Source organism: Pantoea sp. JK, from assembly GCF_026130245.1.
Taxonomy (GTDB): Bacteria; Pseudomonadota; Gammaproteobacteria; order Enterobacterales; family Enterobacteriaceae; genus Pantoea; species Pantoea trifolii.
Genome location: NZ_JAINFN010000003.1, coordinates 301,032 through 323,831, shown reverse-complemented (window position 1 = coordinate 323,831; position 22,800 = coordinate 301,032). Strand labels below are relative to the sequence as shown.

The following is a 22,800-nucleotide window of genomic DNA, read 5'->3' as shown; positions in this document are numbered from 1 at the left end:
CCCCGGCCCTCTCCCACGGGGAGAGGGAGAAAAACGCTCCGATCTGTCCCCTCTCCCGCTTGCGGGAGAGGGTTAGGGTGAGGGAAAAAGGAATCAATCGCCCAGCAGCACGGACTCCAGCGCGATTTTAATCATATCGTTGAAGGTGGTCTGACGCTCAGCCGCGGTGGTCTGCTCGTGGGTGCGGATGTGATCCGACACGGTACAGATGGTCAGCGCTTTGGCACCAAACTCTGCTGCCACGCCGTAAATACCCGCCGCTTCCATCTCCACGCCCAAAATGCCGTACTTCTCCATCACGTCGAACATCTGCGGATCTGGCGTATAGAACAGATCGGCGGAGAAGATGTTACCCACGCGCGCATCAACGCCCAGCGCTTTCGCGGCATCAACCGCATTACGCACCATGTCGAAGTCCGCAATCGCGGCGAAGTCGTGATCCTTGAAGCGCATGCGGTTCACTTTGGAATCGGTGCAGGCACCCATACCAATCACCACGTCGCGCAGTTTCACGTCTGCACGCACTGCGCCGCAAGAACCCACACGGATGATCTTCTTCACGCCGAAATCGGTGATCAGCTCTTTGGTATAGATCGAGCAGGATGGAATGCCCATGCCGTGACCCATCACCGAAATTTTGCGGCCTTTATAAGTCCCGGTGTAACCCAGCATGCCGCGCACGTTGTTCACTTCCACCACATCTTCAAGGAAGGTTTCAGCGATGTGCTTAGCACGCAGCGGATCGCCCGGCATCAGTACGACGTCCGCGAAATCACCCATTTCTGCATTAATATGAGGCGTTGCCATGGTTATTTTCCTTATTAAATTTGGGGCGCTGTTTTACAGCATGCTCTTGCCGTAGTCCATGCTGGACAGGCCGAAATATTTTGCGATGGTCTGGCCGATATCAGCGAAGGTATCGCGGTATCCCAGCGATCCCGGCTTCACATTCGGGCCGTAGATCAGAATCGGGATGTGCTCACGCGTGTGCTCGGTGCCTTTCCAGCTGGGATCGCAGCCGTGATCGGCGGTGAGGATAAGAATGTCACCCTCTTTCACCAACTCCATCAGCTCTGGCAAGCGACGATCAAAGAATTCCAAACCGCCTGCATAACCGGCGATATCGCGACGATGTCCCCACGTTGAATCAAAATCAACGAAGTTCGTGAACACAATCGAGTTATCAGGCGCTTTCTTCATCTGCTCGATGGTGGCGTTGAACAGCGCGTCTAAGCCGGTGGCTTTGACTTTCTGCGTGATGCCCTGCTCGGCGTAGATGTCGGCGATTTTACCCACCGAAATCACTTCACCGCCCTTCTCATCGACCAGCTTTTTCAGCATGGTCGGCGCTGGCGGTTCCACAGCCAGATCATGACGGTTGCCGGTACGCTCGAAGTTGCCCGCTTTGTCGCCGACGAACGGACGCGCAATCACGCGACCGATGTTATAGCCGCCATTGGTCAGCTCTTCACGGGCGATTTCGCACAGTTCGTAGAGGCGATCGAGGCCAAACGTCTCTTCGTGGCAGGCAATCTGGAACACCGAATCCGCCGAAGTATAGAAAATCGGCTTGCCGGATTTCATGTGCTCTTCGCCGAGCTGGTCGAGAATCACCGTGCCCGATGAGTGGCAATTACCGAGATATCCCGGCAGATCGGCACGTTTCACCAGAATATCCAGCAACTCCTGCGGGAAGCTGTTCTCTTTGTCGCTGAAGTAGCCCCAATCAAACAGCACCGGCACGCCGGCGATTTCCCAGTGGCCCGACGGCGTATCTTTACCGGACGACAATTCGCTGGCGTAAGCGTACGCACCGATGATTTCCGCGTTGGGATCGAGGCCTGGCGGGAAACGACCGGTGGAGAGCTCAGCCGCTTTGCCGAGGCCCAGTTTGGTCAGGTTAGGTAAGTGCAGCGGGCCTTCGCGGCCTTCATTGGCGCGGCCTTCGAAACAGGCTTCGGCGATATGGCCGAGCGTGTCCGATCCTTCATCACCGAATTTATCGGCGTCTTTACTGGAGCCGATCCCGAAGGAGTCGAGAACCATAATAAAAGCACGTTTCATGCAAGTCTCCTGCGCAATGCGCGATGACAAGTCAAAAAAAAGCGATCAGATCAGTATACCCGAACGGCCGCTGCCTGGCACGAAGAAGCGCCAGTTATTCGCTGACGCGGCGATAAACCACCGGCGTGATCGCTGGAGCAGTATCGCTCAGCGTAATGGCCGCTTTAACGGCGGCGGCGGCCTGTTGCCACTGCGCTTCCGACGCGGCGTGGATAATCGCCAGCGGACGCTGCGCGTCTACTTGCGTGCCGAGCGTGATCATGTCGCTCAGACCCACGCTGTAATCAATGCTGTCGCTGGCGCGCTGGCGTCCACCGCCGAGCGCAACCACCGCCATGCCAAGCGCACGCGTATCCATCGCGCTGACAATGCCAGCGCCATCGGCGTACACCGCTTTGCTCAGCGTTGGCGCTGGCAGATAGCTGTCCATGCGCTCGATGAAATCGACCGGACCATTTTGCGCCGCCACCATGCGGGCAAACACGTCAGCGGCTTTGCCGTTATCCAGCACCTGCTGCAGTTTTTTACGTGCATCGGCGTCGTTCTCAGCCAGTTTGCCGGAGATCAGCATTTCCGAGCACAGCGCCATCGTCACGTCCAGCAGGCGCGGATTGCGCGCTTCGCCGGTCAGGAACTGCACCGCTTCACGCACTTCCAGCGCGTTACCCGCAGTAGAAGCCAGCACCTGATTCATGTCAGTGAGCAGTGCGGTGGTTTTGCAGCCTGCGCCGTTCGCCACGCCAACAATCGCCTGCGCCAGATTTTCTGAGGCTTCGAAGGTTGGCATAAAGGCACCGGAGCCCACTTTGACGTCCATCACCAGCGCATCCAATCCTTCCGCCAGCTTTTTGGCGAGGATCGACGCGGTGATCAGCGGAATGGAATCCACGGTGGCGGTGATATCGCGCGTGGCGTAGAAACGTTTGTCGGCCGGTGCCAGTGAGTTGGTTTGGCCAATAATCGCGATGCCGACGTCTTTAATAATCTGGCGGAAACGATCGTCGCTCGGGAAGATATCGAAGCCCGGAATCGCTTCCAGTTTATCCAGCGTGCCGCCGGTGTGGCCGAGGCCGCGCCCGGAGATCATCGGCACATAACCGCCGCACGCCGCCACCATCGGGCCGAGCATTAGCGACGTGACATCGCCGACGCCACCGGTGGAGTGCTTATCAACAATCGGACCGTTAAGATTGAGCGATTTCCAGTTAAGCACCGTGCCGGAGTCACGCATCGCCATGGTCAAGGCCACGCGCTCGTCGAGCGTCATATCATGGAAATAGATGGTCATCGCCAGCGCGGCAATTTGACCTTCCGAAACGCTGTTGTCGCGCACGCCGTTAATAAAGAAGCGGATCTCCGCTTCACTCAGCGCCTGACCGTCGCGTTTTTTACGAATAATTTCTTGTGGCAGGAACACAATGGCCTCCCCGGAATAGAGAGGTCGCCATAAATGGCGACCCTACGAACATCGATATGAACTTAATAACCGGCTTTGCTGGTCGCGGTTTCGTGGCCCAGCGTATTCAGCAGGCTTGCCAGCAGGCTGGAAGCGCCAAAGCGGAAATGACGCGCATCCGCCCAGCCTTCACCCAGCAGGTCGTCCGCCAGCTTCAGATACAGCGCCGCGTCTTCCGCAGTGCGCACGCCGCCAGCCGGTTTGAAACCCACCTGCTGCTTCACGCCTTTATCGCGGATCACTTGCATCATGATCGCCGCCACTTCTGGCGTCGCGTTGACCGGCACTTTACCGGTTGAGGTTTTAATGAAGTCCGCGCCCGCATCAATAGCGATTTCCGAAGCGGCACGAATCAGCGCTTCGTCTTTCAGCTCGCCGCTTTCGATGATCACTTTCAGCAGCACGTTTGCCTGTGCGCAGGCTTCTTTACAGGCTTTCACCAGCTCGAAACCGATGTCGCGGTTGCCCGCAATCAGCGCACGATACGGGAACACCACGTCCACTTCGTCAGCGCCGTAGGCGATGGCCGCGCGGGTTTCAGCCAGCGCGATCTCAACATCATCGTTGCCGTGCGGGAAGTTGGTGACGGTGGCGATGCGGATTTCCGGCGTACCCTGCTCGCGCAGCGCTTTACGTGCCGCTGGGATGAAACGCGGATAGATGCAGATGGCAGCGGTGTTACCGGCTGGGGATTTCGCCTGACGGCACAGCGCGATCACCTTCTCGTCGGTGTCATCTTCGTTCAGGGTGGTTAAATCCATCAGTTGCAATGCGCGCTGTGCTGCTGCTTTCAGGTCGGTCATGATGCTCTCCAAAATTCAGATCGGCGGGCACAACCCACCGGGGAATGTGATAATTCTAACAACTACCGCGACGTTAAATTGCGCCTCACGTCACATGAAAAAGAAAACCTGTCATTTAAATACAATTATTTAGTGATGATTATCACAAATAATTGCTAACCAGGCGGGAATGCGCCGTGATGGCCATTGTTATTATTATCACAAAAATGGACGCAAAAGTGTACTCTCAGCTTTATCAATGTAGCTAATCAGGCGTAAGGCAGCGTAAATGCAGAATCTGTCGGGGAGAATCAGGCAGGCAAGGCGAACAGCTGCTGGCTGTTATGCCACAGCGCATCGGCGATCGCTTCAGGGGACTCGCTGCGTAACTGACACAGCACGTCAAACACATTGCGCGCCCGCTCGGGGCGATTGGGCTGCCCCTGAAATCCTTGCAGCGGCATATCGGGCGCGTCGGTTTCCAGTAACAACGCCTTGAGCGGCAGGTTGGCGATGGTGTTGCGGGTTTTACTGGCGCGTTCATAGGTGATGGTGCCGCCCACGCCAATCGCGTAGCCGAGCTGAATAAAGCGCTCCGCCTGCTGCTGGCTGCCAGCAAAGCCGTGTACCACGCCACGTCGCGGCAGATCGTGACGACGCAAATGCAGCGCCAGCTGATCGTGGGTGCGGCGCGAGTGCAGGATCACCGGCAGATCGTACTGCTTCGCCAGCCTGAGCTGCTTATCGAGCAGCCGCGTCTGTTTGGCGAATTGCGCATCGTCCATATAGAGATCGAGACCGATCTCGCCGATCGCCACCCGCTTGCTATCTGGCTTTTTCAACCAGTGCGCTAACTCATCAAGATGCGCATCTTCCTGATGCTCAGCAATGTTGATTGGATGCAGGCCCAGCGCGGCATACAGCGCCGGATGCTGCTGCGCCAGTTGCGTCACCCGCGCGAAACGGCTGGCATCCACGCTCGGTACAATGATGCGTTCCACGCCCGCCTGCGCAGCGCGCGCAATGCTGGCGTCTGCATCATCAATGAACGGCGGGAAATCGAAGTGGCAATGCGTATCGATAAACTTCATGCCAGCGAGCCTTTATCATAATCCGCATCGTTTTCCGCCAGCGCGGGCGTAATCAGTGGACGGTTGTCGGGCGAATTCGCCACAGCGGCGGGCGGCGTAATCGTGGTTTGCCGTATCAGCGGCTCGGCATCACTCAGCCATTGACCGAGCGTGGCGAGGAAATAGCGCCCACTGCGGCGGCCTACATGGTAATCCTGATTCAGCGATGACAAGCGGCTGCCGAGCGCCATGCTCGCCAGCGGTTTCGGCGGACAGATTTCGATGATGCGCAGGTTATCCGGCGGCTGCTCGATGAACTGCTGAATCTCGCGATAGCTCTCTTCATGCTGATGCAGGATGTTGATCATCGGCTGCAAGGCGCTGTCAGACAAAAAGCGCTCCATGCGTTTGAACCACTTCGGCGTGTATGACACCTGCGATGGCACGGTGCGGATCACGACAATGGTATCCGCGCCGCGGCGTGCAGCTTCGCGTACCGGAATTGCATCACTGATGCCGCCATCCAGATAACTCACGCCATCCATTTGCACGCCGCTGCGGTAAAAGCCGGGAATCGCGCTGGACGCTTTCAGGATGTCATGCCAGTTGGTGCTGATCGGATTGAAGTACTTGGCGCGGTAATCATCGCTGCGGCAGGCGCACATATAGAACTCGCTGCCTTTGGCGAACAGCCCTTCGGCGGTGTTAAGCGCCAGCGGGAATTCCTGTTTGGTGATGTCGATCAGCCAGTCGAGATCGATAAGATGCCCGCCACGCACGAATCGAAGCGGATCAAAAAACAGTTTACTGGTGGTGTAACGAGAGATCACGCGTCGCGCGTAGCCAGGCTGGCCACAGACAAACGCCGACAGATTTTGTGCCCCGGCCGAGGTGCCGAGTAACAGTTGAAAGGGGTTGAAGCCTGCGCGTTGAAACTCATCCAGTACGCCTGCGGTAAAGATGCCGCGCTGGCCACCGCCTTCGCACACTAAGGCGATTTTACTGGATTTGAAAGGGGTTAAAGCCAGCGGTTCAAGTGAACCTAACGTCAACGGAATACGTGTTCCCAATGGATGTCCCTCAGTGTTGCTTGCTCTGAGGGAGTCGCCGAAGCAGCATCCCGGAGAACCAGTCATTGTCGTTCCCTGACCAATTGCTTCTGCAATCGTTGCGGCTTCATAGTATGCCGCAAAAGACCGGTCTCCGCTTTAGGTGACTCGCGGGTTAGCGTCTATTGAGACGCAAGTAGTCAGGGTCGTTTGCGCCCGGTAAACAGGCTCACGAGGAACAGAATAATACCGACAATGAAGACAATTTTAGCTGCCCATGCTGCCGTACCCGCCAGACCGCCGAAACCTAATGCTGCAGCGATCAGAGCGATGACCAGAAAGATAATACCCCAACGAAACATAAGCCTCTCCTTTACCATTGTGAAAATCGAACTGCTTATTTACACCTTTGTTTTTATTACGAAACGGCACCAGCGGGTGCCGAGTCGCTCGCGTTAAGATTTCACCTTCAGGTCATTCTTCACGCTTTTCACGCCTTCAATGGCTTTGGCGATTTTCTCAGCACGATCGGACTGTGCCTGGTTCGCCACTTCCCCTGATAACTGCACCACGCCGTCGGTGGTTTCCACCTTAACGTTGCGTGATGGCACGATGTCATCTGCTAACAGCTTAGCTTTAATTTCGCTGGTGGTTGCGGTATCGCCCGCATAACCTTTGAGAGAAGCATTTTTGCTGTCTTTAACGTGTAGTTTGTCGCTGACGGATTTCACACCTTCGACTTTCTGCACCAGCGCGACGGCTTTTTCAGCCTGATCCTGAGAAGCCACAAAGCCGCTCAGTGTCACCACGCCATCATGCGTCTTGACGGAGATATCCGTACTTTTGATCGCGTCATCATCCACCAGCGCCGCTTTGGCTTTCGCAGTGATGCCGCTGTCATCCATATAACCATCGACTTTTTTCATAGAGCTATCGATCTTCGCACCCGCGCTGTCGGAGGTTTGCTGTGCTTTCTGCGACAGTGATTCATCTGCGAACGCCGCGCCGCTCAGCAGAGCAGAACCGGCCAGGGCAGCAATCAGGGTTTTGGCAATCTTAGTCTTATTCATCGATATCATCCTTCTATCAGTTAACTCATCCGTTATCGCGGATGCGCCAGCAACGAACGGCGTTGCTGAGTTACTGGACGTAATGAAACCCGAAAGGTCTCTTTTCTCGTCCGACAGAATAATAGTAGTAGGGATTACAGCTTTTGCTGGCTCTTGTGGTTGATATATCGCCAAAAAGGGAAAAAAGCAGCGGAATTAGGAGGAGTCTGTAACCAATAAAACAGGGCCAGTAAAAATCACAGGCCCTGCTTCCAATGCCGATTAGTGCTCGCGCGTTTTGCGGAATCGCACGTCAGGATAGCGTTCCTGAGTGATGTTGAGGTTCACCATGGTCGGCGCGATATACGTGAGGTTATCACCGCCATCGAGCGCCAGGTTCACTTCATTTTTACGTTGGAAATCGTCGAATTTCTTCGCGTCATCACACTCAACCCAGCGAGCAGTTGAGACGTTGATGGCTTCGTAAATCGCCTCAACGTTGTATTCGCTTTTCAGGCGCGCCACCACCACTTCGAACTGCAGCACACCGACCGCGCCCACGATCAGATCGTTGTTATGCACCGGACGAAACACCTGCACCGCGCCCTCTTCCGACAGCTGAACCAGCCCTTTCAGCAGCTGTTTCTGCTTCAGCGGATCGCGCAGACGGATACGACGGAACAGCTCTGGCGCGAAGTTCGGAATGCCGGTGAACTTCATGTTTTCACCCTGCGTAAAGGTGTCGCCGATCTGAATGGTGCCGTGGTTGTGCAGACCAATGATGTCGCCCGGATAGGCTTCTTCCACGTGCGAACGGTCACCGGCCATAAAGGTCAGCGCATCGGAGATCACCACGTCTTTACCGGTGCGCACCTGACGCAGCTTCATGCCTTTTTCGTACTTGCCGGATACCACACGCATAAAGGCGACGCGGTCGCGGTGTTTCGGGTCCATGTTTGCCTGGATCTTAAACACGAAGCCGCTGAATTTCTCTTCTTTCGCTTCCACAAGACGCGTGTCGGTGTTGCGTGGCATTGGGCGCGGCGCCCATGAAACCAGGCCATCCAGCATATGATCAACGCCGAAGTTACCCAGCGCGGTGCCGAAGAATACCGGCGTGATTTCGCCGCTCAGGAACAATTCCTGATCGAACTCGTGCGACGCGCCCTGCACCAGCTCCAGCTCATCGCGTAGCTGCTGTGCCAGATCTTCGCCTACCGCCGCATCCAGTTCTGGATTCGCCAGACCTTTAACAATGCGCACTTCCTGAATGGTGTGGCCTTTACCGGTTTGATACAGGTAGGTTTCGTCGTTGTAGAGGTGATAAACCCCTTTGAACAACTTGCCACAGCCAATTGGCCAGGTAATGGGCGCGCAAGCGATCTTCAGCTCGCTCTCCACTTCATCCAGCAGCTCCATCGGATCGCGGATGTCACGGTCAAGTTTGTTCATAAAGGTGATGATTGGCGTGTCACGCAGGCGCGTCACTTCCATCAGCTTACGGGTACGATCTTCAACCCCTTTCGCGGCGTCGATCACCATCAAGCAGCAGTCCACCGCCGTCAGCGTACGGTAAGTATCTTCGGAGAAATCTTCGTGTCCTGGGGTATCCAGCAGGTTCACGAGGCTGTCGCGATACGGGAACTGCATCACCGAGGTGGTGATGGAGATACCACGTTGTTTCTCCATCTCCATCCAGTCCGATTTCGCGTGCTGGTTGGAGCCGCGGCCTTTGACGGTACCGGCGGTTTGAATCGCCTGTCCGAACAGCAGCACTTTTTCGGTAATTGTGGTTTTACCGGCATCCGGATGCGAGATGATCGCAAAAGTACGGCGGCGCGCCACTTCTTCTAAAAAGGGAGCATTAGACATTGAGTGAATTCTTCTTCAAGGGCAACACGCGGGCGGCGCGCTGCGAATAAATCGTTTCGGGGTCATTCCGCAGGATAACGCGGCCAATGGCGACGCAGTGGCGTCAGTTCACAGCAAGAGGTGTGCGATCTACATTGGCGGCAGTTCCGATTATCCCGGCAGCATTAAGGCGGCATAGCATACAATATTTCGCAGAAAGGGGGAATCGGTGCCCTTCATGGCCCTCACCCTGGCCCTCTCCCAGAGGGACAGGGAATAAATAGGCAAACCCGCATGGACAGTTCCCTCTCCCTCTGGGAGAGGGCTAGGGTGAGGGAAACCCTCTAATCACCCCAACACCCGCACCACCGCCGCCTTAAAGATCTTCACGCCAATCTCCAGCGAGCTGAGCTCAAAGCGCATCTCGGGATGATGCAGGCCCGGCACCAGATTGGTTCCCAGTCCCCAGAAACCGGCTTTCACCTGCGGATTTTTCACCGGGTAATAGAAGAAATCTTCGCTGCCCGGCGTGGTTTTGGTATCCAGCAAACCGTCTTCACCCAGCACATCGACAATCGCCGCACGAATCACCGCCGTGGCTTCTTCATGAATTTCTGCTGCCGGCATCTCCTTCAGCACCGCCACGTCCGCCGTGGCACCCAACGCCGCGACGCTGTGCTGAATCGCCAGCGTGACTTTCTCTTTCAGCACCTCCATTGGCGCGTTTTCCTGCGAACGCAAATCCCACACCACGCGCGCCTCATCCGGCACCGAGTTGGTCACGCCCGCATCGCACAGAAAACGCGTGGCTTTCACGCTCCAGGTCAAACCCGGCGGCAGATGGATGGCGTTGACGGCCTGCACCGCTTGCACCGCCGCATCCAGCGCGTTAACGCCCAAATGCGGACGCGCTGCATGCGCCGGCGCGCCCTTGATGGTGGCTTCCAGCGTGCTGCAGGCGGAGTAAATCACCGCTGGCGTCGCCTGCCCCACATGGCACTCTTCCAGCGGACGCACATGGAAGCCGAGAATCATCTCCACATCCTCCAGCGCGCCGCCCTCAATCATCGCCAGCGCACCGGCACCGAGTTCTTCCGCTGGCTGGAACAGCAGCTTCAGCCGCCCTTTCTTGATCGCACCCTCTTTCAACAGCTCTTGCGCCGCCGTCAGCACCACCGACGAATGGCCGTCGTGGCCGCAGGTGTGACGCGCACACGCCACGCCGTCAATGATATGACCGAGCGCATCCATATCCGCACGCAGGGCCAGCACCGGACCGGGCACGCCGCTGTCGATTTCCGCCACCATGCCAGTGGTATTATTGATGCCGCGCGTCACCTTAATTCCGGCGCTTTCCAGCTGATCGGCAATATAAGCAGAGGTTTTGAATTCCTGAAAACCCAGCTCGGGGATTTCATGCAGAAAATGGTAATGCTCTAAGACGTTCGACACCGCTAAGCTCCTGACAAGTAAAGGCAAGCCTCAGCATCGCCCGATGCGAAGCTATAATCAATCCAGCGTGAATGAAAATTAGTCAAAAGTGAGAACTCTTCGCATTCAACATGTGGAATAATTCCATTTACAATCAATAAGATAAATTCAATTTTTTTAAGGAAAGTCCTTCACAAAAAAGTATAGATTGATGCATAATTCGCCGTACTTCACCTGACAAATTAAAAAGGACTCAGCCATGTTAACTGCTGAAATGACCTCGCGTTTGAACGACCAACTGAATCTCGAATTCTTCTCTGCCAACCTCTATCTGCAGATGAGCGCCTGGTGCAGCGATAAAGGCTATGAAGGCGCCTCTTCATTCCTGAAAATGCACTCTCGCGAAGAGATGCAGCACATGCAGAAGCTGTTTGATTATGTCAGCGATGCCGGTGCACTGCCGGTGCTGGGCAGCATTGCGGCTCCGGCCATTAGCTGGACGTCACTGAACGACGTGCTGGAAGAAGCGCTGAAGCATGAGCAGTTGATCACCAAAAAAATCAACGAGCTGGTGCACACCGCATTAACCACGCAGGACTACTCGACCTTCAACTTCCTGCAGTGGTACGTTGCCGAGCAGCATGAAGAAGAGAAGCTGTTTAAAACCGTGCTGGATAAACTGGCGATGGTGGGTAATAAAGGCGAAGGCCTGTTCCTGGTGGACAAAGATCTCGGCCACATGTCTGTCGACGGCCACAGCGCATAATAATAAAGATGACACACAGCAAAACAGAGAACGCCCGACATGTCGGGCGTTTTTTTATGCCTATTCCAACTCTTTCAACCGCAATTCCGATGGCTGCGGACGGCCAAAGAAATACCCCTGGAACAGCGTACAACCCTCTTCACGCAGTTTGGCGTATTGCTCGCCGCTCTCCACGCCTTCGGCGGTGATCTGAATATCGAGGCTGCGGCTCATGCCAGTAATGGCGCGGATGATCGCCAGCGCCTCGCGGCTGTCGCCCATATCGTTGATGAACGACTTGTCGATTTTGATCTTGTCGAACGGGAACGATCGCAGATAGCTCAGCGATGAGTAGCCGGTGCCGAAATCATCCAGCGCAATCTGCACGCCAAGCGTTTTCAAACTCTGCAGCGTACGGATATTACCGAGCGTATCGTCCAGCAGCACCGATTCGGTGATCTCCACTTCCAGCCGATGCGGTGCCAGTCCTGATTCACGCAGCGCGCCCTCCACCACGGACACCAGCGAGCTGTTCTTAAATTGCAGTGGCGACAGGTTTACCGACACCGATTGTTCGGTATTCCAGCTTTGCGCTTCGCGGCAGGCTTCATACAACGCGTAAGCACCCAGCATATGAATCAAGCCGGTCTCTTCGGCGATCGGGATGAAATCGTTCGGCATAATCAGCCCTTTAATCGGGTGATGCCAGCGCATCAGCGCTTCATAGCCGATGATGCCCTTCTCGTCGGTGATCGGTTGATAATAGAGTTTGAGCTGACGGCCGGAGATCGCCTCGCGCAGATCGTTCTCAATCACGCGACGACTACGCGCCTGATCGTCCATTTCTATGGTGAAGTGTTCGAAGCGATTGCGGCCATTACGTTTTGCTTCGTACAGCGCCATATCGGCGCAGCGCAACATATGTTCCGGCGTGTTGGTGGCTTGCGAGGTGAGCGCGATGCCGACGCTCAAACCCACCGACAGGTTATGTCCTTCAACGTTAATGGGCGGACGGATTCCCTCGATCAGCCGCTGCGCCACCACCGCCGCTTCATCAGCAGAACGGACATTGGGCAGCACGATGGCAAACTCGTCGCCGCCAATACGCGCCAGCGTATCGTGATCGCGCAGCGCGCTGCGCAGGCGTTTCGCCACCACGCGCAACAGGTCATCACCAATCTGGTGGCCGAGCGCATCGTTAACGTTTTTGAAGTTATCGAGATCGAGACACAGCGTGGCACTAACCTGATTATTTTGATTATCCACGCGCAGCGCTTCACTCAGTTTCTGGCGGAACAGCACGCGGTTCGGCAGGCTAGTGAGATTATCGTGATGCGCCATATGACGGATGCGCGCATCGGCTTCGCGCTGGTCGGTCACGTCTTCGACAATCAGCATCACGTAGTTCTGACGCATATCTTTGCCGCTGATGGTGGTGGCACGCGTATGCAGAATACGCTCGCCGCCCGCCGTCAGCAGCAGCTGTTCGCGCGAGTGAATGCCCTCGCTGCGCAGCGCCACATCCGCCAGGCTATTAAAGTAATCGCCCAGCTCCGCCGACATACATTCGTGCGGGCGTTTATGCATGATCAGCGCTTTGTTGACGCCAAACAGCTGCTCGGCTTTGTCGTTCACCATCAGGATTTCACGGCTGATGGCATCTTCCACAATCACGCACGAAGGGATATTGCTGATGATGGTGTCGAGGAAGCCCGACAGCTCCGACATTTTGGCACTCTGCGACTGCGCCAGATCCCGCGCGCGCAGCAGCTGCTGCTCGTTTTCACGGCGTTCGGTGATATCGCGGGTAATTTTGGCGAAACCGATCAGTTTGCCGGTCTCATCCCGGATTGCCTCAATGACAACGTGCGCCCAAAACGCCGATCCATCTTTACGGTAGCGCCAGCCTTCATCTTCGTAACGGCCGGTTTTCAAGGCGATGCCAAGGTTGGCTTCCGGCGTGTTGGCATTACGTTCCGCTGAACTGTAAAACACCGAAAAGTGCTGACCGACAATTTCGTCAGCCAGATAACCTTTGGCGCGCTGCGCCCCATTGTTCCAGTTCACTACGCGGCCCTGCACATCCAGCATATAGATGGCGTAATCGCGCACGCCTTCCACCAGCAGGCGGAAATTCTTCTCCTGCTCGTGCTGTTTACGCAGCAGCGCCTGCTGTTCGGTGCAGTCACGGGTAATTTTGGCGTAACCGATCAGTTTGCCCGCATCATCGCGGATCGCGTCAATGATGACATGCGCCCAAAACGCGCTGCCATCCTTGCGGTAACGGTAGCCTTCGTCTTCGAAACGACCGGTTTTAAAGGCGGTGGTGAGGTTTTTTTCCGGGATATGGTTGAGTCGATCCTGCGCGCTGTAGAAGCGTGAAAAGTGCTGTCCAACGATCTCTTCGGCCACGTAGCCCTTCGCGCGCTGTGCGCCCACATTCCAATTTTCAACGTTGCCGTCCAGATCGAGCATGTAGATAGCGTAATCGCTGACGCCTTCCACCAGCATGCGGAAACGCTGTTCCTGCTCACGCTGTTTACGCTGCTGCTCCTGCTGCTCGGTGCAGTCGCGGGTGATTTTCGCAAAACCCAGCAGCTCACCAAACTCATCGCGGATAGCGTCGATCACCACATGCGCCCAAAACGCGCTGCCATCTTTACGATAGCGCCAACCTTCGGTTTCGAAGCGTCCGGTGGCCGTCGCTGTCGCCAGCCCACGCTGCGGCGCGCCGTTTTTACGATCCTCTTCGCTGTAAAATAGCGCAAAATTCTTCCCCACGATTTCATCGGGGGTATAGCCTTTGGCACGCTGCGCGCCGGCGTTCCAGTTCGCCACGGTGCCATCGGGTTTGAGCATGTAAATGGCGTAATCCACCACGCTCTGTACCAAAAGTCGGTACATGACGTCAGAGTTATTATTCATTGTTATTCGCCTATTGCTGGCCTGGTATCGTCAAGTTGATTAAGAAAATTCTTAATTATCATGCAGACTTAAGCGCAAATACGCAGCGCTGACAAGCGCTATTCATCCGCAGACAAATGTTGGTAGGTCAGTTATCGGCAGTGGCGAGAAAATGTTCAGCGGGATACTTTATAAATCATGATGCGTTGACGGCAGGCTGGCGTTACGTTTGCCACGGCAAAGTGCCGTGCGGCAGGCGCCGGGTCAGACATGTGGCCAACGCCATTAATAAACACACCACCACAATCATCAGGCAACCGACCGCCGCCGCCAGCGAAGCGGAACCGCCTTCATCGAGAAACACAATGGTCGGCCCGATGGTTTGCGTTTGCGAGGTGACCAGCAGCACCGAAACCTGGATTTCATTCAGCGCGGTGAGAAACACCAGCACGCTGCCTGCCAGCGCGGAGGGTGCCGCCAGCGGCAACAAGATGTCGCGCATGCGGCGCAGAAAACCGGCGCCGCACAAGCGTGCGGCTTCATCCAGTGCCGGTTCCAGCTGGGCAAATCCGGCCAGCGTGGGGCGCAACACCAGCGCGAGGAAGTTCGCCAGATAGGCGGCGAGAATGATCCACACCGTGCCATACAGCGAAATATTGACGATCGGCAGCGGGCGCAGGAAGAACAACATCGCCGCCACGCCGGTGACAATGCCTGGCAGCGCATAGGTCAGTTCACTCGCCAGCCACAAACCGCGCACCAGTTTGGTACGCCGCCAGTTGAGGAAATAGGCAAGAAACAGCGCGCAAACCGTCAAAATCAGCGCCGTCAGCGTGGTTAATCCGAGGCTGGTGAGAAACGCGTGCCGCACCGCCGGATAGCCCCACAACGCGGCGTGGAAGTTCTCCAGCGTCAGCGTTTGCCAGCTGAGCGCCTGACCAAAACCGCTGGTGAGCGCGGTGATTAGCAGCGCGCTGAGCGGTAACAGCAAGGTCAGCGCCATCCACAGCCAGGCAACGCCTTCAATCGCCACTCGCCCGCGCCCCAGCGATTGCTGCCATAAACGTGGCGCACCGTTGACGCGCACATCATGGCGTCCGCCCAGCCAGGCGCTGGCCGCCATGCCCGCTAACGTGATCACCGCAATCAATAACGCATACACCGCCGTGTTCGGCAGCGCGCCTGGGCCAATACCATTCAGCTGCTGATACACCAGCGTGATCAGCGTGGGCACGCGCGCCGGGATCCCCAGCATCGCCTGAATGCCGAAGTTGCCCGCCGCCGCGACAAAGGTCAGCGCGGCTCCGGCAAAAATCGCCGGGCGCGCCAGCGGCAGCACAATGGTGAACAGGATGCGCGCGCGAGACGCCCCGCTGGCCTGCGCCGCTTCCACCAAATCAGCAGGCAAACGGCGCAAACCGGCGCGCACGGTGAGAAACACTAAAGGCGCATTGTGCGTGCCGAGCAGCAGCACAATGCCGGTTAAGGAGTAAAGCGGCTGCTCGCCGGGGGCAAACCATGGCAATCCAAGCGTGGCGAACAGCAGCGCCAGCGGACTGCCTGGTGCCAGCGCCTGCAGCCAGGCCAGCGCAGTCACCTGCGGCGGAATCATCAGCGGCAGGATAAACGCAAACACCCAGGCGGTTTTAGCACGCAGATCGCTGAGCGCCACCAGCCATGCGGCGGCGGTGCCGAGCACCACGGAAATCAGGGTAGAACTGAGCGCGATGAGCAAGGTATTGCCGCTGGCGATCAACACGCGATCGCTCGCCAGCAGGCGCGTTAAGCGCGCGATATCCGGTACGCCGTTGGGCGCGATGGCGGTCCACACCAGCCGCATCAGCGGAGCGACCGACAGCAAACCAATCAGCAGCACCATCAGCGCCAGAATCAACCGCTCGCTGTTAACGCGCGGCGCTTTGCGCGCCGCACTGCGCCATTCGTTGCTCAACACGCTCATGCTTAGCCACCGAACAGTGCGGTGAACTGATCGCGCACTGCCGCATCTTCTTTAATCGCTTTCGCCACGTCCGGCGACAGCAGCTTAATTTTGTTGATCGGCGTGAAACCTTCCGGTGCTGAGACACGATCGTCCACCGGACGGTTGCCCTGCTCGACCACCAGCTTCTGGCCTTGCTCTGACAGCATAAAGTTGACGAAGGCTTTGGCGGCCGGCAAGTTGTGCGCGGTTTTCATAATGGCAACCGGTTCAGTGACGTAGGAAACGCCCTCTTTCGGATAGACCAGATCCACCGGCGAACCCTTTTTCTTCGCCAGAATCACGTCAGCGTCGGTGATGATGCCGTACTTATCCAACCCGCTGGCGACCGCTTTTAGCGCCGGGCCGTTGCCGCCCTGCGGCGCTACGCCGATGGCCGCCAGCTTCTTATAGAAGCTCCAGCCAATCGACGGCGTATTGATATCGGTGTGCAGCTTGTAGAGCGCCGCGCCGGAGTAGAGCGGGCTTGGCACCGCAATCTGCCCTTTATTGGCATCAACCGCCAGCGCGTTCCAGCTATCAATCGGCTGCGCGTGCTGGGTGTTGTAAGCAATCACCGTGGCGATGATTTTGGTGCCGAAGAAGGTTTTGTCTTTTTCGTAGAACGACGGATTGATGTGGCTGAGCGGCGCATCACTGTAGCTATAAAGATGGTTTTCGTTTTTCAGCGCGCCAAGGTTGATGGCATCGGCAATCAGTAACACATCCGGCTTGGCTTCACCGCTCATCATTTCGGTGCGCAGCACGTTCATTAACTGCGTGGTGCCGTTGCGCGTCCATTCGACCTGCACATTGGGATAGGCGGCTTTAAAGGCATCCATGGTTTGCTGGGCAATTTCCGGTGCCTGCGAGGTATAAACCACCAATCTTCCCGCCGGTGCCTCATCGGCAAGGCTGGCGGCAGAAACGAATAATCCACTGGCTAACATCAACACGTTGAACGACGTACGCATAGCATTTCCCTGAAGGGTTAAGAAGTTAAGAAGGAAGAATCCAGCCGTCGCGCAGTGCCACACCGACAGTGGCATCGACAGCGGGTAAAGGTTGATCGGCCAGCAGCAGCGTGATGCTGCACTCGGGCGCATCCAGCGGCGTGACATTCAGTTGATGGTGGCCGCCGCGATAAATCACCCGCTGCACGCGCGCGGCAAACTGCGGTTCGCCCGGCGCGGCTAACTGGAAATCGACGGCATGAAAGCTGGCTTGCGCCTGTGGCTGCGGGCGCTGATCCCGCGCGCAGCGTAACGGCACGCGCAGGCCGCACAGCGTGGCAAAGGCGCGGCCATCGCCGAGTGGTTCGATATCGCTGATCGGCAGTACTTTGCCGTCATCAATAAAGCGCGCGACCATCGCATTCGCCGGTTCGCGCCACAGCGTTTGCGGCGTGGCGAACTGCATCACGCGGCCAGCATCCATCACCACGATGCGATCGGCCAGCGCCATCGCTTCATGCTGATCGTGGGTGATGTAGAGCAAGGTGGCGCGGCTGTGATGATGGAAGCGGCGGAACTCCTCTTCCATGGTGGCGCGCAGGTGGACATCAAGGTTGGCGAGCGGTTCATCCAGCAAAACCAGCGTTGGCTGCGCCACTAAACAACGCGCCAGCGCCACACGCTGACGCTGGCCGCCAGAGAGATCGGCAGGACGACGTGCGGCGAACGCCTCTAATCCCACCAGTTCCAGTGCCTGCTGTGTGCGGCGCTCACGCTCTGCACGCGCGATACCGTTAACTTTCAAGCTGTAGGCGACATTCTCCGTCACCGTCATATGCGGCCACAGCGCGTAGCTCTGGAACACCACGCCAAGCTGACGATCTTCCGGCGGCAGATGCACGCCCGGCGCGGCGAAGCAGCGATCGCCAACGTGAATTTCTCCGCCATCGGCGGTTTCAAATCCGGCCAGCAGGCGCAGCAAAGTGGTTTTGCCGCAGCCCGACGGACCTAATACGGCGATGAATTCTCCCTGCGCAATCTGCAGCGAGATGTCTTGCAATATCGGCTGCGCCGCAAAGGATTTGCGCAGCCCGCGCAGTGTGATTGATGCCATGTTTCTGACCTTTCGCTAATAGTCCGGCTAAGACCCTACGACACTGTGATGACGATTCCATGACATTGGGCCAGGTCGCCATAAATGGCGCCCCTACAAATGCTCGGGTGCCGTCGTAGGGTCGCCATTTATGGCGACCAATTCACAGGTGCATGCCGATATACCGCTCATAACGCGCAGGCTTCACCCGCGTCAGATCCACCAGCACCAAACCATCGATACAATTATTGAAATCTGGATCGCTGCCGAAATCGATAAACTGCACGCCGCCCGGCTCGCACACCTCGGAATATTGCTTGTACAGCGTCGGAATCGCGGTGCCGAGATTCGCCAGCAGATGCTTCAAGCGGCGTAAATCTTCGCTGTAGTTATCGCCGGTGAACTGCGCCAGCACTTCCGGCAGCGAGGCCGGATAAGGGCGGCGTGAGGTCGCCAGCGGCAGTTCGGTAGGAAAATACAGGCGATAGAACGCCACCAGCAGATCGCGCGCCGCCAATGGCATGCCGCCCGAGATCGATACCGGGCCAAACAGATAGCGGGTGTCCGGATACCTGGCGATGTAGGCACCAATGCCCATCCACAAATAATCGAGGCCGCGTTTACCCCAATAGGCGGGCTGAATAAAACTGCGGCCCAGCTCCAGACCCTGATTGATGATCGGCAACATGCGCTCGTCGTAGTGGAACAGGCTATCGCTGTAGATGCCTTCCAGCCCGCGGCGCTCCAGCTGCTCAGCGCCGGGAATAAAGCGATAGGCACCGACGATCTCCAGCGCATCGTCATCCCACAGAATCAGGTGATAGTAATCGTCATCGTATTTGTCGAGATCGCGACGTCGCCCGCTGCCCTCGCCCACAGCGCGGAACGCCACTTCGCGTAAACGTCCAAGCTCACGCAGCAACGGCACCCAGCTGGCGCCGTTGCGTCGCCACAGGTAGATCTGCTTGCCATCCGGCAGCGTGCCGAGTCGCTCGCTTTCCATCAGCGCTTTTTTCAGCTCGGCGCGATCTTCCGGACGCGCAATCGCCGCTTCGGTCTGAAATAGGCCGCGCCGCCCTTGTCCAATGCGATAAAGATGTTTGCGCAGCCGCTTCGCCAGCTCTTTGCCCGGCGTGTGGCCATCATGCCAGTTGGCAAAGGGGATCTGCTCGCCGATGTGCAGCTTGATGCGCGTACCGCGCTGGCGAAACATTTCGCGTACCAGCATTAATAACGCCAGCGGCGAGGCTATTTTAGCGGCGGCGTAGAACGCCAGGCTGTTGCGCCCCACTACATGCACCGGCACGATCGGCGCGCGAGCGCGGGCGGCGAGGCGTAAGAAGCTGTGGTGCCAGTGACGATCGCGTACGCCACGGCTGGAAAGGCGCGACACTTCGCCCGCCGGGAAGATGATCAGCACGCCCTGATTATCGAGATGCTGCTGCATATGTGTCAGCTGTTCGCGGCTGGTGCGGTTGCCCATGTTATCCACCGGCAGCATCATGTTGCTGATCGGCTCCAGCATCATCAACATCCGGTTAGCGACAATTTTCACATCGCGCCGCACCTGCGAAACCGCCGCCAGCAGCGCCAGGCCATCCAGCGCACCAAGCGGATGATTAGCAACAATCACTGCCGGCCCGCGCGTTGGGATCTGCTCCAAATCGCGTTCGCTCAGTTCACAACGCACATCCAGGTGCTCCAGCACTTGCTCCACCATATCCACGCCTTTGAGATGGCGATAGCGGGCGGCAAATGCCTGGAACTCATGTTCACGAACCGCCCATTTCAGGACGCTTTTTTGCCAGTTCGCCGGTTGATGGCCAGGCCAGTAAGTATCGAGAAGCTGATCAACTGAAAACATCATTCACCTTTTTATGCGCAGCGGTTTATCGCCTCGACGTTAAAACGGCTTGTTTTCAGATTTATGACTGCTCTACAGCCAGAGCGTAAAAAGCAGCAGCCTGCTTTGTTCTAACGCATAAAAAACAGCAACTCACCTTAAAATCCTAAATTCAAGACATGGCTTAAAGCTTATTCTTAAGCAGCGTGAATTAATCTGGTCACACCACTATTTAGTGTTTAGTCATTGGTGTTTTAACTTTGCATTTATTTTTTATTTTCTCCTTTGGACTACACATATGATTCACTCAGTTTTTATTGTGGACGATCACCCATTAATCTGTACGGGTATCCAGGCGCTGTTACAGTCATTTAACTACACCATTGTCGGAATAGCCGAAAAAGGCGATCTTTTGATTACTCAGCTTCATCAGTCACGCCCGGATGTCCTTTTACTCGATCTCACCATGCCAGGCCGCGCGGGAATTCCGCTAATTGCAGATATTAAGCGCGCCATGCCAGAGCAAAAAATCATTGTCTTTTCTGCTTCAGAAAGCCTTTTTTATCAACGCTGTTGCCTGCAACTGGGTGTGGAAGGATATGTTTACAAGCGCGGAGAGTTAGAGATGCTTCTTAGCGCAATTAAAGAGGTTGAGCGCGGAAACCGCTTTTATCCTGTCACGCATACGGCTGCAGACATGAATGAGTTCATTGAAAGTGAAAAATTGATGAGCCTCACACGCCGGGAATTGATGGTATTAGTTAAGCTCGCATCAGGAATGAGTAATAAAGAGATTGCCTCCCAATTGCAGCTGAGCAGTAAAACTGTGAGTACTTATAAAATAAAAATCTTGCACAAGCTTGGATTGAAAGGGATAAGCGGGATTAATATGACAGCGAAGATCAACGAACTGGTGTAATCGATCGGTGCTCTTTTGAACCCTGCCACTTAAGTTTTTTCACAGCGTGTCGCCTATGCTTTTCATGCCACTCAGGAGACACGAAATGATTATTTACACCTATTGGGTTGACCTGCCAGGGAAAACCAAGCCGGCCTATCTTAATTTATGTATGAAGAGTTGGAAAAACAACATCCCCAACCTGGAAATAAAAATCATTAATCATAAAAATATCTATGATTTCATACCTAAAAAGATACTGCCGCCGGTTTTCTTCCAGTTCTCTTTAGCAATGCAATCAGACATGGTTTCAGCATGGGTATTAACCATGTTAGGCGGTGTTTTTATTGATGCCGACACCATAATCACAAAAAACATCAGTGATATGAATTTTCTCAAAGGGGATAAACTGTATACTTTTGGCTATCCAGCATCGCGAGGCATTCATCTTGCCGTGTTATCTGCTAATAAAAGAAACAAACTGACTGCCGCGTGGTTCATGGGGATCATCGCGCGTCTTAATAACATTAGCGGCGAAATTTCATGGAACTATGTCGGCAACGGCATTTTAGATCCCCTGATCAAAAGTGGTGAGTATGATGATTACCTTCATATTCTGGATGCTGTTGAAGAGGGAAATATTTTAGAGGCCAGGCAACCTGAGAAAGAGCCATGGGAACGCTATTTTTCATACTATTTCATGCCAAAATCGCAGAAGGATTTTTCCAGCGAACTGGCAAAGTGTAAATGTGGCATTATTTCACTGCATAATTCATGGACACCAGAAGTCTTTAAAGATTTCTCTGAAGAGAAAATTACAAGCATGAAAAATGATTACTTGCTTCCTTATATTCTGATGGAAGCGAATAGCTAGATATAACGTAATAATATCCAGCTTCGCTTTCATAACGCTCAGCTTATAGCTTCAACGGCGGCAGTTGCGAAAAAACGCTCAGCAGCCCTTTACTCCACAGCTGACGAATTTGTGAAAAATAGGGATGGTGCTCGGTGATGTGATATTGCTCGCTGTCGCTGAAACTGTCAGTACGGTAGACCATCACATCCAGCGGTAAACCCACTGAAATATTACTCGCCAGCGTCGAATCCATCGAAATCAGCGCACACTGCATCGCCTGACTCAGCGGCGTTTCATAGCGCAGCACGCGGTCAATAATGGGTTTGCCATACTTACTCTCACCAATCTGAAAATAAGGCGTATCGACGCTGGCTTCGATGAAGTTGCCCTGCGGATAGATCTGGAATAGACGCGGCTCCTCACCACGAATCTGCCCGCCCAGCAGCAGCGTGCCGCCAAACTCCTCGCCATCGCGCTTGATCACCTCGCGCAGCGTTTCGCCCACCATCAGCGCAATGTCATACAGCGATCGCCCATTGAGCAAATTCGGTTGATCGCTATCGCCGTTGTTGCGTCGCAGCAGGCTCAGCACGCTCTGCGTGGTGGCCAGATTGCCGGCGCTTTGCAGCACCAACGTGCGTTCATCATCGACCTGAAATACATGCAATTTACGGAACGAGGAAATATGATCGACGCCCGCATTGGTGCGTGAATCGGATACAAAAATCATCCCTGACGATAAACGCATTGCCACACAATAAGTCATAGTCACGCCTGT

The 22,800-nt window shown here is 55.6% G+C and carries 19 protein-coding genes; 3 read left to right on the top strand and 16 right to left on the bottom strand.

Annotated elements, in window-relative coordinates; translation table 11 throughout:
* Positions 1 to 93: 93 nt before the first annotated feature.
* The 10 genes from deoD to PanJK_RS09010 all read right to left on the bottom strand — a co-directional run bounded on the left by deoD (position 94) and on the right by PanJK_RS09010 (position 10,773).
* Positions 94 to 807: a purine-nucleoside phosphorylase gene (deoD, locus tag PanJK_RS09055; RefSeq protein ID WP_008103284.1), complete on the bottom strand. Its 714-nt coding sequence runs from the start codon at positions 805 to 807 to the stop codon at positions 94 to 96.
* Positions 808 to 840: 33 nt separating this feature from the next.
* A complete protein-coding gene (deoB, locus tag PanJK_RS09050; RefSeq protein WP_265299082.1) occupies positions 841 to 2,064 on the bottom strand; it encodes a phosphopentomutase in 1,224 nt (407 codons plus the stop codon).
* A gap of 94 nt (positions 2,065 to 2,158) precedes the next feature.
* Entirely contained in the window at positions 2,159 to 3,481 is a 1,323-nt protein-coding gene (gene deoA, locus PanJK_RS09045) for a thymidine phosphorylase (protein WP_265299080.1), read from the bottom strand.
* Between the two features lie 62 nt (positions 3,482 to 3,543).
* A complete protein-coding gene (deoC, locus tag PanJK_RS09040; protein WP_008103289.1) occupies positions 3,544 to 4,323 on the bottom strand; it encodes a deoxyribose-phosphate aldolase in 780 nt (259 codons plus the stop codon).
* Between the two features lie 290 nt (positions 4,324 to 4,613).
* Positions 4,614 to 5,393 (bottom strand): TatD family hydrolase, encoded by a 780-nt coding sequence (locus PanJK_RS09035; RefSeq protein ID WP_265299077.1) that lies wholly within the window; start codon positions 5,391 to 5,393, stop codon positions 4,614 to 4,616.
* Complete coding sequence (locus PanJK_RS09030; protein ID WP_265299076.1) at positions 5,390 to 6,442, bottom strand: patatin family protein; 1,053 nt, start codon at positions 6,440 to 6,442, stop codon at positions 5,390 to 5,392. Before PanJK_RS09030 ends, PanJK_RS09035 begins: the two co-directional genes overlap by 4 nt.
* Positions 6,443 to 6,621: 179 nt before the next feature.
* On the bottom strand, positions 6,622 to 6,783 hold the full coding sequence (locus tag PanJK_RS09025; protein WP_007893192.1) for a DUF1328 domain-containing protein: 162 nt from the start codon (positions 6,781 to 6,783) through the stop codon (positions 6,622 to 6,624).
* A 93-nt stretch (positions 6,784 to 6,876) separates the two neighbouring features.
* The gene (osmY, locus tag PanJK_RS09020; protein ID WP_101761824.1) at positions 6,877 to 7,491 is read right to left on the bottom strand and encodes a molecular chaperone OsmY; all 615 of its coding nucleotides are present in this window, start codon (positions 7,489 to 7,491) and stop codon (positions 6,877 to 6,879) included.
* Between the two features lie 261 nt (positions 7,492 to 7,752).
* A complete protein-coding gene (gene prfC, locus PanJK_RS09015) occupies positions 7,753 to 9,342 on the bottom strand; it encodes a peptide chain release factor 3 (RefSeq protein ID WP_265299058.1) in 1,590 nt (529 codons plus the stop codon).
* A 327-nt stretch (positions 9,343 to 9,669) separates the two neighbouring features.
* Positions 9,670 to 10,773, bottom strand: a complete 1,104-nt coding sequence (locus tag PanJK_RS09010; protein WP_265299056.1) for a M20 peptidase aminoacylase family protein — start codon at positions 10,771 to 10,773, stop codon at positions 9,670 to 9,672.
* Positions 10,774 to 11,011: 238 nt separating this feature from the next.
* On the opposite strand from PanJK_RS09010, the gene ftnA reads away from it, so the two are divergent.
* Positions 11,012 to 11,518 carry a non-heme ferritin gene (gene ftnA, locus PanJK_RS09005; protein WP_256697419.1) on the top strand — a complete coding sequence of 169 codons (507 nt, stop codon included), beginning with the start codon at positions 11,012 to 11,014 and terminating at the stop codon, positions 11,516 to 11,518.
* A 60-nt stretch (positions 11,519 to 11,578) separates the two neighbouring features.
* Here ftnA and PanJK_RS09000 read toward each other — a convergent pair whose 3' ends face one another.
* The 5 genes from PanJK_RS09000 to PanJK_RS08980 form a co-directional block, all read right to left on the bottom strand.
* The gene (locus PanJK_RS09000; protein ID WP_256697420.1) at positions 11,579 to 14,422 is read right to left on the bottom strand and encodes a bifunctional diguanylate cyclase/phosphodiesterase; all 2,844 of its coding nucleotides are present in this window, start codon (positions 14,420 to 14,422) and stop codon (positions 11,579 to 11,581) included.
* 202 nt (positions 14,423 to 14,624) lie between these two features.
* Entirely contained in the window at positions 14,625 to 16,361 is a 1,737-nt protein-coding gene (locus PanJK_RS08995) for an ABC transporter permease (protein ID WP_265299052.1), read from the bottom strand.
* Between the two features lie 2 nt (positions 16,362 to 16,363).
* Positions 16,364 to 17,353, bottom strand: a complete 990-nt coding sequence (locus tag PanJK_RS08990; protein WP_265299050.1) for an ABC transporter substrate-binding protein — start codon at positions 17,351 to 17,353, stop codon at positions 16,364 to 16,366.
* A gap of 25 nt (positions 17,354 to 17,378) precedes the next feature.
* The gene (locus PanJK_RS08985; protein ID WP_265299048.1) at positions 17,379 to 18,446 is read right to left on the bottom strand and encodes an ABC transporter ATP-binding protein; all 1,068 of its coding nucleotides are present in this window, start codon (positions 18,444 to 18,446) and stop codon (positions 17,379 to 17,381) included.
* A 142-nt stretch (positions 18,447 to 18,588) separates the two neighbouring features.
* Complete coding sequence (locus PanJK_RS08980; RefSeq protein ID WP_265299046.1) at positions 18,589 to 20,289, bottom strand: lysophospholipid acyltransferase family protein; 1,701 nt, start codon at positions 20,287 to 20,289, stop codon at positions 18,589 to 18,591.
* A 277-nt stretch (positions 20,290 to 20,566) separates the two neighbouring features.
* On the opposite strand from PanJK_RS08980, the gene PanJK_RS08975 reads away from it, so the two are divergent.
* On the top strand, positions 20,567 to 21,187 hold the full coding sequence (locus tag PanJK_RS08975; RefSeq protein WP_256697424.1) for a response regulator transcription factor: 621 nt from the start codon (positions 20,567 to 20,569) through the stop codon (positions 21,185 to 21,187).
* A gap of 85 nt (positions 21,188 to 21,272) precedes the next feature.
* Positions 21,273 to 22,040 (top strand): capsular polysaccharide synthesis protein, encoded by a 768-nt coding sequence (locus tag PanJK_RS08970; protein WP_265299043.1) that lies wholly within the window; start codon positions 21,273 to 21,275, stop codon positions 22,038 to 22,040.
* A gap of 43 nt (positions 22,041 to 22,083) precedes the next feature.
* On the opposite strand, the gene PanJK_RS08965 is transcribed toward PanJK_RS08970, so the two are convergent.
* Positions 22,084 to 22,788, bottom strand: a complete 705-nt coding sequence (locus tag PanJK_RS08965) for a proteasome-type protease (protein WP_008103315.1) — start codon at positions 22,786 to 22,788, stop codon at positions 22,084 to 22,086.
* Between the last annotated feature and the right edge of the window lie 12 nt (positions 22,789 to 22,800).

Excerpts from the sequence above, each read along its gene's own strand:
- deoD (WP_008103284.1), bottom strand. The coding sequence starts at position 807 with ATGGCAACGCCTCATATTAATGCAGAAATGGGTGATTTCGCGGACGTC.
- deoB (WP_265299082.1), bottom strand. The coding sequence starts at position 2,064 with ATGAAACGTGCTTTTATTATGGTTCTCGACTCCTTCGGGATCGGCTCC.
- deoC (WP_008103289.1), bottom strand. The coding sequence starts at position 4,323 with ATGACCGACCTGAAAGCAGCAGCACAGCGCGCATTGCAACTGATGGAT.
- PanJK_RS09035 (WP_265299077.1), bottom strand. The coding sequence starts at position 5,393 with ATGAAGTTTATCGATACGCATTGCCACTTCGATTTCCCGCCGTTCATT.
- PanJK_RS09025 (WP_007893192.1), bottom strand. The coding sequence starts at position 6,783 with ATGTTTCGTTGGGGTATTATCTTTCTGGTCATCGCTCTGATCGCTGCA.
- osmY (WP_101761824.1), bottom strand. The coding sequence starts at position 7,491 with ATGAATAAGACTAAGATTGCCAAAACCCTGATTGCTGCCCTGGCCGGT.
- prfC (WP_265299058.1), bottom strand. The coding sequence starts at position 9,342 with ATGTCTAATGCTCCCTTTTTAGAAGAAGTGGCGCGCCGCCGTACTTTT.
- ftnA (WP_256697419.1), top strand. The coding sequence starts at position 11,012 with ATGTTAACTGCTGAAATGACCTCGCGTTTGAACGACCAACTGAATCTC.
- PanJK_RS09000 (WP_256697420.1), bottom strand. The coding sequence starts at position 14,422 with ATGAATAATAACTCTGACGTCATGTACCGACTTTTGGTACAGAGCGTG.
- PanJK_RS08995 (WP_265299052.1), bottom strand. The coding sequence starts at position 16,361 with ATGAGCGTGTTGAGCAACGAATGGCGCAGTGCGGCGCGCAAAGCGCCG.
- PanJK_RS08990 (WP_265299050.1), bottom strand. The coding sequence starts at position 17,353 with ATGCGTACGTCGTTCAACGTGTTGATGTTAGCCAGTGGATTATTCGTT.
- PanJK_RS08985 (WP_265299048.1), bottom strand. The coding sequence starts at position 18,446 with ATGGCATCAATCACACTGCGCGGGCTGCGCAAATCCTTTGCGGCGCAG.
- PanJK_RS08980 (WP_265299046.1), bottom strand. The coding sequence starts at position 20,289 with ATGTTTTCAGTTGATCAGCTTCTCGATACTTACTGGCCTGGCCATCAA.
- PanJK_RS08975 (WP_256697424.1), top strand. The coding sequence starts at position 20,567 with ATGATTCACTCAGTTTTTATTGTGGACGATCACCCATTAATCTGTACG.
- PanJK_RS08970 (WP_265299043.1), top strand. The coding sequence starts at position 21,273 with ATGATTATTTACACCTATTGGGTTGACCTGCCAGGGAAAACCAAGCCG.
- PanJK_RS08965 (WP_008103315.1), bottom strand. The coding sequence starts at position 22,788 with ATGACTTATTGTGTGGCAATGCGTTTATCGTCAGGGATGATTTTTGTA.